This window comes from Streptomyces sp. NPDC058525, from assembly GCF_042719495.1.
Lineage (GTDB): Bacteria > Actinomycetota > Actinomycetes > Streptomycetales > Streptomycetaceae > Streptomyces.
On the sequence record NZ_JBHXNP010000171.1, the window covers coordinates 1 to 10,657 of the forward strand.

Below are 10,657 nucleotides of genomic sequence, written 5' to 3' on the forward strand. Positions count from 1 at the left end.
GTGCCGACCGCTTCCGCGGACCCGGGGCTGGCGGGTCTGCCGGTGGACTTCAGCTGCCGGGTACCACCGGACTTCGATCCCGCGGCGGTGCTGGGGCGGCGGACCGCCTGGCGCCTGGGGCGGCACGTCCAGCTCGGCATGGTCGCCGCCCGCGAGGCCCTGCGCGACTGCGGCCTGGACTCCCGTACCTGGGACGGCGCCCGCGTCGGAGTAGTGATGGGCAACTCCCTCGGCGGCACGGCGACTTTTGAGCAGCAGTGCCTGACCTTGCGGGACAAGGGCGCCCAGGCGGTGTCGCCCATGTTCATCTCGATGTGGGGCGCGAACATGGTCGCCGGGCACATCGCGATCGACTGCCGCGCGGGCGGGCCCAACCTGGTGGTCACCACGGCGTGCGCCTCCGGCGGCACCGCTCTCGGGGTGGCCCGTGACCTGCTGCGCAGCGGCACCTGCGACATCGTGCTGGCCGGCGGCACGGAAGCGGCGCTGAGCCGGACCATCGTCGCGGGCCTGACCAGCATGGGCGTCCTCTCCCGCCGGTCCGACGACCCGCCCGCGGCCTTCCGGCCGTTCGACGTCGACCGGGACGGGTTCGTGGCAGCCGAAGGGGCGGGCGTCCTGGTACTCGAACGCGAGGCGGACGCCCGCGCACGCGGCGCCCGGGTACGTGCCTGCATCAGCGGCTACGGCGGCTCCGCCGACGCCGTCCACCAGGCGGCCCCCGACCCGGACGGCAGCGGCTTCGAGCGGGCCCTGCGCACGGCGCTGTCGGACGCCGGGCTGTCCGGTGCGGACGTCGACCACGTCAACACGCACGGCACCGCCACCGAACTGAACGACATCGGCGAGACGCGCGTGCTGCGCCGCGTGCTCGGCCCGCGTCCAGCAGTGACCTCCACCAAGGGCGTCACCGGCCACTGCATCGCCGCCGCCGGCGCGATCGAGGCCGTGTACACCGTCCTGTCCATCGAACAGGGTCTGGTCCCGCCCGTCGCCAACCTGGAGCGGCTCGACCCGCGGATCGACGCGGACATCGTCCAGGGCTCGCCGCGCGCCATGCCCGTCGAGGTCGCCGTCAACGTCGCCTTCGGCCTGGCCGGTCAGAACGCCGTCGTCGTCCTCACAGCGGCATGACGCGCCCTCGGCCGTTCCGTGCGGCGGTGACCGGTCTGGGGCTGGTCACTCCTGCCGGTGTGGGGGTGGACGAGAACTGGAAGCGGGTCCTGAGCGCTGTGCCGACCGCTTCCGCGGACCCGGGGCTGGCGGGTCTGCCGGTGGACTTCAGCTGCCGGGTACCACCGGACTTCGATCCCGCGGCGGTGCTGGGCCGGCGGACCGCCTGGCGCCTGGGGCGGCACGTCCAGCTCGGCATGGTCGCCGCCCGCGAGGCCCTGCGCGACTGCGGCCTGGACTCCCGTACCTGGGACGGCGCCCGCGTCGGAGTAGTGATGGGCAACTCCCTCGGCGGCACGGCGGCATTCGAGCAGCAGCACCGGATCCTGCGCGAGAAGGGCGCAGCGAGCGTGTCGCCGCTGTTCCTCCCGCTGTACGGGGTCAACATGGCCGCCGGGTACGTGGCGATCGACTGCGGCGCACAGGGTCCGAACCTGGCCGTGAGCACTGCCTGCGCGTCCGGTTCCACAGCGCTCGGCGTGGCCCGTGACCTGCTGCGCAGCGGCACCTGCGACGTCGTGCTGGCCGGCGGCGCGGAGGCCGCCGTCAGCCCCTCCATGATGGCCGGACTCGCGGCCGCCGGCGCACTGTCCCGCCGCTCCCACGACCCGGCCGCCGCCTCGCGCCCGTTCGATGCCGGCAGGGACGGGTTCGTGGCCGGTGAAGGCGCGGGTGTCCTGGTGCTCGAACGCGAGGCGGACGCCCGGGCACGCGGCGCCCGGGTGCGCGGCTGCATCAGCGGCTACGGGTCCTCGGCCGACGCGGTGCACGACACCGCGCCCGACCCCGAGGGCGTCGGGGCACGGAACGCGGTGCGGGCGGCCCTGGCCGATGCCGGCCTGTCCTCGGCGGACATCGGCCACGTGAACGCGCACGGTACCGCGACCCGGCTCGGTGACGTCGCCGAGGCCCGCGTGATCCGCAGGGCGATCGGTGCGGCTGCCGTGGTCACCTCGACCAAAGGCGTGACCGGTCACTGTATGGGCGCCGCGGGCGCCATCGAGGCGGTGTTCACCGTGCTGGCGCTGGAGAGCGGCCTGGTACCGCCCACGGCGAACCTCGAACGGGCGGACCCGGAGGTCGACTGCGATCTCGTACAGGGCGCGCCCCGGGCCGTGACCGGCGGCGCCGCGCTGAACAACTCCTTCGGATTCGGCGGCCAGAACGCGGTGCTCGTCCTCACCGCGGCATGAGGTGGGAGGCAATGTGACCACGGCGTACGTGTGGCACGAGCGATACGGCTGGTACGACACGGGGAACTTCCATCCCCCCGGTGCTGCCGGCGCGCCGCTGCCACCGCATCCGCACTACGACGCCCCCGAGCCCAGGACCCGTCTCCACTCACTGGTGGAGGCAAGCGGGCTCGCGCGGCACCTGCTGCGGATCACTCCGAGCGAGGCGGCTCGGGAGGATCTGCTGCGCGTGCACACGGAAGCCTACGTCGATCGCATCGCGCGGGCCGCCGCGGCGGGCGGCGGTGACGCAGGGGACGGCTGGACGCCCTTCGGACCGGGCGCGTACGACATCGCCGCCCTGGCCGCCGGAGGCGCGATCGCCGCCACCGAAGCCGTGCTCACCGGCCGGGCACGCAATTCCTACGCGCTGGTACGCCCCGCGGGCCATCACGCACTGCGCGACACCGGCATGGGCTGGTGCCTGTTCGCCAACATCGCCGTCGCCGTCGAGCGGGGCCGCGCGCGGCACGGCGTGGAACGCGTCGCGGTCGTGGACTACGACGTGCACCACGGCAACGGCACACAGGACATCTTCGCGCGTGATCCGGATGTGCTGACGGTCTCGGTGCACCAGGAGGGACTGTTCCCGTTCGACTCCGGTCACCGGCATGAGCGCGGCGCCGGCACGGCGGTGGGCACCGTTGTGAACGTTCCGCTTCCGGCGGGCAGCGGCAACGGTGCGTACGCGGAGGCGTTCCGCCGCGTCGTGGTGCCCGCGGTACGGGCGTTCTCCCCGGACCTCGTCATCGTGGCGAGCGGGTTCGACGCCTCGGCAGCGGATCCACTGGGCCGCATGGGGGTGAGTGCGGCGGGATACCGCGATCTGGCCGGGCAGCTGCTGGAGCTGGCGGAGGACGTGTGCGCAGGGCGCCTGGTGATGTGCCACGAGGGCGGCTATTCGCCCGTGTACGTGCCGTACTGCGGACTGGCCGTGCTGGAATCGATGTCCGGGCACCCGACGGACGTCGTCGACCCGTACGCGGCCTTCTACGACGCACGCCCGTACCAGGAGCTGACGCCGTGGCAGGAGGCGGCGGTGGACCAGGCCGCAGCACTGGAAGGGGTCCGGTGAGCGCCGACCGCTACCGCGCGGCGGGATGGTGGCGGCCGGAACGGGTGGACGACCTCGTGCTGAGGCACGCCGAGGCACTGGCCGACCGATGCGCGATCGTCCAGGAGCAGCGGAGAATGACGTACCGCCAGCTCACGGTGGCGGTGGACAGCACCGCCGCACGGTTGCGCCTGCTGGGCCTGCGCGCCCCCGAGCCGGTGCTCCTGCAACTCCCCAACAGCATCGAGCTGCTGGTACTCGCCCTTGCGCTGATGCGTGCCGGATGCCCGCCGGTCCTGGCCATGCCGACGCTGCGTGGACACGAGCTGAGCCCGGTGATCGCCACACTGCGGCCGGCCGCGCTGGCCGTGCCGCCCCGCTCCCGGGCCTTCGACCACACAGAGATGGCACGGCGCCTGATCGGGGAGCACGACTGTGTCAGGACGCTGCTGGCCTGGGAGGACCTGCACGCCCTGTGCGCCCCGGGGCACGGAGAGGCGGCGCGCGTCCACACCCCTCACCCGCAGGACATCGCCCTGCACCTGCTGTCCAGCGGCACGACCGGCCCGCCCAAAGGCATCCCGCGCACGCACGAGGCATTCACCTCCGTGATCCGTGCCGCCTCCGAGGTGTCCGCTCTGGACCGCGACTCGGTCTATCTGGCGGCGATCCCCGTCACACACAGTTTCGCCTTCGGGCACCCCGGTGTCCTCGGCACCCTCGCCGGCGGCGGGCGAGTGGTGCTGGCCCGGTCCGCCGACCCCGCCCACTGCCTGGACCTCGTCGAACGCGAGCGTGTCACGCACTGCGCGCTCGTCCCGGGCCTCGCCGCCCAGTGGCTGACGGAACTACGGGACCACCCGCGCGACGTATCGAGCCTGCGGGTGCTCCAGGTCGGCGGTGCCCAGCTGGACCCGGCCGCAGCCCGGCGTCTGGCCACCGGCCTGGACTGTGCCGTCCAGCAGGTGTACGGCATGAGCGAGGGCCTGCTGTGCTTCACGCGGCTCGACGACCCGGACGACCTCGCGGCCACCACCCAGGGCAGGCCCGCGGCGCCCGGGGACGAGCTGCGGGTTGTCGACCACGCGGGGCGTACGGCCCCGCCGGGCACGGTCGGCGAGCTGTGGACGCGGGGTCCGAGCACGATCACGGCCTATGCGGCGGACGTCCGGCCGCCCGAAGCCTTCGGCCCCGGCGGCTTCTACCGCACCGGAGACCTCGTACGCCTCGACGACGCGTGCAACGTCACCGTGGTCGGGCGGGTCAAGGACGTGATCAACCGCTCCGGTGAGAAGATCCCCGCCGGCGACCTGGAGGCGCTGCTGCTGAGGCACCCGGCGGTATGCGCCGCGGCGGTGGTCGCGATGCCGCATCCGCTGCACGGCGAAGCGGTGTGCGCCGTGGTGGTGGCGTCCGGCTCCGGGGACGACGTGCCGAGGCTGCGCGAACTGCGGGACTTCCTGCGTGCTCAGGGGATTGCACCCTTCAAGCTGCCCGACCGCGTCGAGGTGGTCGCGGCGCTGCCCGTGACCGGGGTCGGCAAGGTCGACAAGGCCCGGCTCAGGCGCACCGTCGCCGCACTCGTCGCCGCCGGACGACCGGACCCGGCCGGGCAGACGGCGGGGGGGCAGGAAAGCCCGTCGAGCAGTCGGTCGGCGGCGGCGGGGGTGTCGAGCTGACAGGTGGCCAGCTGCGGGACGGTACGGTGCGCGAGTTTGCTCAGAGTCCTGCCGCACCCCACCTCGACCAGCCCGCGCACGCCCGCCGCCACCATGTACTCCTGCGACTCGCGCCACCGCACCGGCGAGACCAGGTGCTCGGAGAGCAACCGCCGCCAAGGGGCGTCGGGTGGCGCCGGCCGGGCAGTGGCATTGGACAGGACCGGGCGCACCGGTGCCCCGAACGCCACGGTGCGGAGATGATCGCCGAAGCCGGCGGCGGCCTCGGCCATGAGCGGAGTGTGGAACGCGCCCGGCACCGCCAGCCGGTAGAACTTCTCCGCCCCCAGCGCCCGGGCGGCCTCGGCCGCCCTCCCCAGCCCGGTCTCGGTACCGGCCAGCACTACCTGGCCGGGCGCGTTGTCGTTGGCCACCCAGCAGTCGTACGGTGGCACGCCGCACGCCTTCTCGGCCGCGTCGACCGAGATCGGCAGCACGGCGACCATGCCACCGCTCTGCCCGCGGCACGCCGCCTCGGTCAGCTCGCCGCGTCGCGCTGTGAGGCGTACCGCATCCTCGAACGCCAGGACGCCCGCGGCGGTCAGTGCGGAGATCTGTCCCAAGGAGTGCCCGGCGAACAGGGCGGGCGGACCGGCTGCCTTCCGGACCGCTTCCCAGGCCAGCATCGAGGCCATGAACACCGCCAGTTGCGCGTCGGCGGTGGTCTGCGGTGCGGCGGCGCGGTCGAGCAGCATGGGGGCGACGGCGCGGCCGACGGCTGCCTCGGCCCGTTCCACGAGTTCCCAGACCTCGTGGTCACGCCAGGCCAGGCCCATCCGAGGCCCCTGCCCGCCCTGCCCGGGAAACGCCACCGCGCAGCGGGACCAGTCCAGTTCACCAACACCGTCTCGATCACCCGTGTGGACCTGCATGCCGGGTCTGCCTTTCGTCGTGTCCGTGGCGGCCGCGGAGCTCACCGGAGTGCTCGTCTCACCTGCCGGGCGAGCCTGACCGGTGAGCGGGGCGTCATCGCCGGCTGTGCGGGCAGCGCGGCATCGGGCACCGCGGACAGGCCGACGCGTTCGGTGACCCAGGCGGCGATCTGCACGCGCGAGGTGAACGACAACCGGGCCAGGATGTGCTCGACGTGGGTCTCCACAGTGCGTTGCGCGACAACCAGCCGGCCGGCGATCTCCCGGTTGCTCAGCCCTTCGGCCACCAGCTGCGCCACTGCCCACTGGCGCGTGGTGAGCGGGCCGCCGGCCGCGTCCGCCGAGCCGCGGTCCGGGCGCCGCGGGACCGGGGCCAGGGTGCTGCCGAGCAGCTCGCCCAGGTCCGCGGCTCCGCCCTCGGCGATGGCGGCCTCGAACGCGCGCGGCCCCAGATGCCGTCGTACGCTCGCGCACAGACCGAAGTGGTGGTCCCTGATCGCCGCGGTACTCAGCAGCCGGGCCGGGGCCGGGACTCCCGGACAATGCCCGGCAGCGGCACCGACCAGCCGGGCGGCCTGCCGGTCGTCGCCCCGGGCTGCCGCTGTCCGGGCCAGCAGCTCCAGTGCCGCCGCGGTGGCCGGCCGGTCCTCGACGGCCAGGAACGACTGCAGTGCCTCCAGTGCCGATGCCTGCGCGCCGTCGATGTCCCCCTGTCTCAGGGCCTCAGCGGCGAGGACCCAGTCCGGGTACCCCTTCCACCGGGGCATCCGGTACTGGGTACGGCACTGTTCGGCGATCACGCGCGCCTGGCGGTCGTCCGCGCCCGTCTGCCCGAGGGCCAGGGAGAGGTGCAGCGCGGCCATCATGCCGCCGAAGGCGTCCTCGGGGCCGGTGAGGCGCTCCAGCGCCTCTCGCAGCACCGTGACCGCCGTGTCCGCGTCGCCCTCGACGAGGTCCAATGCGCCCTGGACGAAGGCGGTGTGCGCCGCCGCGGAGTCGTCGGCGAGCCGGCGGGCCACCGCACCGCCGTGCCGCAGCACGGCGCGGGCTTCGCGGCTGTCGCCCTGTGCTCCCCGCAGCCATGCCAGCACCCACAGGGCGTGGGCGTACGCCGCGGTTCCCGCTGCCGGCAGGTCGCCTGCGCGGACGAAGCATTCGAGCCAGTGGCACGCCTCAGCGGTGGCGCCCTCCGCCTGCCAGTACGGCCAGCGGGCCACGGCCAGGCGCAGCCCCTCGTCGCCCGCTTCGGGGTCCGACAGGCAGGTCTCCAGGGCGGCACTCAGTTCAGCACCGTCCGCGCGCGACGGCGGCCACGCCGCATCCGGCGTGTCCCTCATCGTGCGGGCGGCCTCCGCCTCGGTGATCCGCAGCTGGTGGTCCCGATGCAGACGCCGGGCACGCAGAGTGCCACCGCTCTCCTGCAACACGCGGTGGCCGTGGTGGCGCAGTGGCGCGTACAGCCGGTAGCCGACCGTGTCCCGGGTGTCCTCGCGGACCAGGACCGACTTGTCCACCAGACCCGCGATCAGGTGCAGGGCGGTCTCCGGGTCGGCGCCGGCGGGCCCCATGGCGGTCGCGGCGTCCAGGGTGACGGGGCCCCGGAACACGGACAGATCGGCCCAGAGCTCGCGCTCCTCGGGCGAACACATCTCGGCCGAGCGCTGCACGCAGGCGAGCAGTGTCGGGGCGGCGGGTCCGATCCCGCGCGCGAACATGTCGTAGGACGACACCACGCGGTCCAGCACCTGCCGGGGCGCCAGTACGCGCATCTGCGCGGCCGCGGCCTCCAGGGCGATCGGCAGCCCGTCCAGCCGCCTGCACAGTTCGACCAGGTACGGAGCGTTCTCGCGGGTCAGGGCGAACCCGCTCAGCACAGCGCGGGCGCGGTCGAGGAGCAGCGCGATGGCATCGCACGCGCCGATCCGGACCGTCGAGCGCTCCCCGGCCTCCGGCAGGTCCAACGGCGGCAACCGGTACACGTGCTCGCCGGGCACGCCCAGGACCTGTCGGCTCGTCACCATGACGTGCCAGGCGGCGGAGGAACGCAGCGCCTGCCCGACGAGCCGCGCCACGGGCACGCGCGTCGCCTCGCAGTTGTCCGCCAGGAGCAGCGCCTTGGCGCCGGGCGCTGCTGTGAGGACGCGGGTGAGTGCCTCCTCGCCATGGGCGCAGTCCGCGTAGTGGATGCCGCCGGGGAAGGCGCGGGTGAGTCTGCCTGCTGTGTGGCAGGCGAGACGGCTCTTGCCGATACCGCCGGCGCCGACGGCGGTGACCAGACGCGAGGTCTCCAGGACTCCGCGGAGCTCACCGGTCTCTCGCCGTCGGCCGACGAAACTGGTCAGCTCCTCGGGCAGCGGTGCCAGGATGCGGGCCGGTACAGGCAGTGGCATGGGGGACCTTGGCGGAAGTGGACGCGGGCTGCGGAAATGGCAGACAGAAATGAGGCATCCGTTTCCTTTCACCTCATACCTGGCGGCATTGAACGACCAAGGTGCCACACGTTGAAGTCTGGTGCAAAGAACAGCACTTGGGGAAAATATGCTCAATCGTCAATAGGGTTGGCCTTCTGAGTATCGGTGGACTTCGGGGACGCTCCCGAAAATCTACGGATCCTGCTCGGAGCCGGGTCGGCGGACTGGAATTCGCATGGTCGTTCCGTAGCGTGGTCCGTGTACCGCATCAGCATGCCGATGGGTGCTTCGGCCGCAGATCAGGAGCTCATGATGCCGCTCGACGCCGCTGCTGCGGACTCCATGCCACCGCGCCCCACCGCGTTCACGGTATGCGTGTACTGTGCCGCCTCGCCCGCGGCCAAAGCCGCCGACATCTCGCTCGCGAAGGAAGTCGGCGGGGGGATCGCGGCCAGGGGATGGCATGTGGTGTGGGGCGGCCAGAAGTGCTCGATGATGGGCGCAATGGCCGCCGCCGTCCGGCGTGGCGGCGGCCATACCACTGGAATCGTCCCCCGGCCCCTGGCCCACAAGGCGGACAGGGCCGCCGATCAGCTTTTCGTGGTCGACGGGCTGTCCACACGCAAACAAATGATGTTCGACAGGGCCGACGCGTTCCTGGTGCTACCGGGCGGACTGGGGACCTGCGAGGAACTCTTCGACACCTGGAGCGCCTTGTCCATGGCGGGCGCGCGCCGCCGGCCGCTCGTCGTACTCGACCCGTACAAGCATTACGCCGGTTTGTGTGCCTGGCTGACGGAAATGCAGGCCAATGGTTTCATCAGCGATGAGGCGGCCCGAATGCCGGTATGGACGACGGTCGTCCAGGCGGCATTGGACGCCTGCTCCCCGGGCTCAGGCCGGCGCCGCCGTGCCGTTCTTCGGCAGGCGAAGCGCCCGCAGCGCAGCGCAGGCGTGCGAGAAGCGCGCGACGGCAGCCGCGTAGGCGAGGCCGAACAGGAGCGAGGCGAGGAACGCCAGATGCCGGGAGCGCTCCTCGATCAGGGGGAAGATCTGCCTGGGGCTGAACCTGTGGGGTGGACACCCGCCTGTTTCGCGCGCGAGGTGAAGTGAAAACCCGCCGCTGGGACTTCATCTCGGACCACCGCGCCGTCTACGGCGTGAAGCGGTTGTGCCGGGTACTGGGGGTCTCCCGCTCCGGCTTCTACCGGCACCTGGCCGGTGCCCAGGCCCGTGGAGTTCGTGAGGCGGCCGAGCGGGCGATGGTCGACCGGATCCGGGAGATCCACGCCGGGCACGACGGTGCCTACGGTGCCCCGCGGATCCACGCCGAACTGCGGGGAGAGGGCTGCCGGGTCAACCGCAAGCGTGTGACCCGGCTGATGCGCGTGAATGGCATCGTCGGGCGCCACCCGCGGCGCGGGAAGCGCACCACGGTGGCCGACCCGGCCGCCTCGGCCGTTCCGGACCTGGTCGGCCGCGACTTCACCGCGACGGCGCTGGACAGCAAGTGGTGCGGCGACATCACATACGTGCCCGTCGACAGGACGTGGCTCTACTTGGCCACGGTGATCGACATCTGCTCGCGGCGCGTGGTGGGCTGGTCGATCGCGGACCACATGCGTACCTCGCTGGTCGCCGACGCGCTCGAGATGGCCGTCGCCGCCCGAGGCGGCACCGTCGACGGTGTGATCTTCCACGCCGATCACGGGTCGCAGTACGTGTCCAGGGCTTCCGCTCAGGTCTGCCGCCGGCACGGCATCCGCCGCAGCACCGGACGCGTCGGGTCGAGTTACGACAACGCCCTGGCCGAATCGTTCTTCCAGGGGCTCGCTGCGAAGCCCGCCTACTTCGTCTCGTTCGGGTGGCTCGTGTGCACCTGCTCCAGGAAGACCGTGCCGCTCGTGGACGTAGAACCAGATGCGCGCGGTGCCCTTCGCAGTCGGTTTGTGCTGCCACCGCTCATGGGTCGCGCCGCCACGCTCGATGACGCCGAGCTCACCCTTGAGCCGATAGTTCGTCGGCGTCGTGGACAGTGGCGTCCACGTGAGGAAGTCCCAGGTCTCCGTCATGGGGTTGCGGATCGTCGCGACGAGGTCGCGCCATCCCTTCTGCGCGTCGGCTGTGGCGAAACGGATCTCCTACTCGATCTTCTTCGGAGGGCGAGGAACCAGCTCGCCCTTCCTGGCGGCCGCCA

Annotated in this window: 5 protein-coding genes and 3 pseudogenes; 6 read left to right on the forward strand and 2 right to left on the reverse strand. The window is 72.5% G+C overall.

What is annotated here, in order from left to right; genetic code table 11:
• The 4 genes from ACFWP3_RS40570 to ACFWP3_RS40585 form a co-directional block, all read left to right on the forward strand.
• The coding region (locus ACFWP3_RS40570) for a beta-ketoacyl-[acyl-carrier-protein] synthase family protein (RefSeq protein ID WP_384231735.1) at window positions 1-1,134 on the forward strand (1,134 nt) is incomplete at its 5' end.
• Window positions 1,131-2,366: a beta-ketoacyl-[acyl-carrier-protein] synthase family protein gene (locus tag ACFWP3_RS40575; RefSeq protein WP_384231738.1), complete on the forward strand. Its 1,236-nt coding sequence runs from the start codon at window positions 1,131-1,133 to the stop codon at window positions 2,364-2,366. The genes ACFWP3_RS40570 and ACFWP3_RS40575, both read left to right, overlap by 4 nt.
• 13 nt (window positions 2,367-2,379) lie before the next feature.
• Window positions 2,380-3,480 carry a class II histone deacetylase gene (locus ACFWP3_RS40580; RefSeq protein ID WP_384231741.1) on the forward strand — a complete coding sequence of 367 codons (1,101 nt, stop codon included), beginning with the start codon at window positions 2,380-2,382 and terminating at the stop codon, window positions 3,478-3,480.
• Window positions 3,477-5,138, forward strand: a complete 1,662-nt coding sequence (locus ACFWP3_RS40585; protein WP_384231743.1) for a (2,3-dihydroxybenzoyl)adenylate synthase — start codon at window positions 3,477-3,479, stop codon at window positions 5,136-5,138. Before ACFWP3_RS40580 ends, ACFWP3_RS40585 begins: the two co-directional genes overlap by 4 nt.
• 23 nt (window positions 5,139-5,161) lie before the next feature.
• On the opposite strand, the pseudogene ACFWP3_RS40590 reads toward ACFWP3_RS40585, so the two are convergent.
• Both ACFWP3_RS40590 and ACFWP3_RS40595 read right to left on the reverse strand, forming a co-directional pair.
• Window positions 5,162-6,049 (reverse strand): annotated as a pseudogene (locus tag ACFWP3_RS40590) (ACP S-malonyltransferase); the annotation flags it as partial.
• Between the two features lie 41 nt (window positions 6,050-6,090).
• Window positions 6,091-8,439 (reverse strand): ATP-binding protein, encoded by a 2,349-nt coding sequence (locus tag ACFWP3_RS40595; RefSeq protein WP_384231746.1) that lies wholly within the window; start codon window positions 8,437-8,439, stop codon window positions 6,091-6,093.
• Between the two features lie 363 nt (window positions 8,440-8,802).
• Here ACFWP3_RS40595 and ACFWP3_RS40600 point away from each other — a divergent pair.
• Together ACFWP3_RS40600 and ACFWP3_RS40605 are read left to right on the forward strand one after the other, a co-directional pair.
• Window positions 8,803-9,333: pseudogene (locus ACFWP3_RS40600) on the forward strand (TIGR00730 family Rossman fold protein); the annotation flags it as partial.
• 30 nt (window positions 9,334-9,363) lie between these two features.
• Window positions 9,364-10,292, forward strand: a pseudogene (locus ACFWP3_RS40605) (IS3 family transposase); the annotation flags it as partial.
• Window positions 10,293-10,657 lie beyond the last annotated feature (365 nt).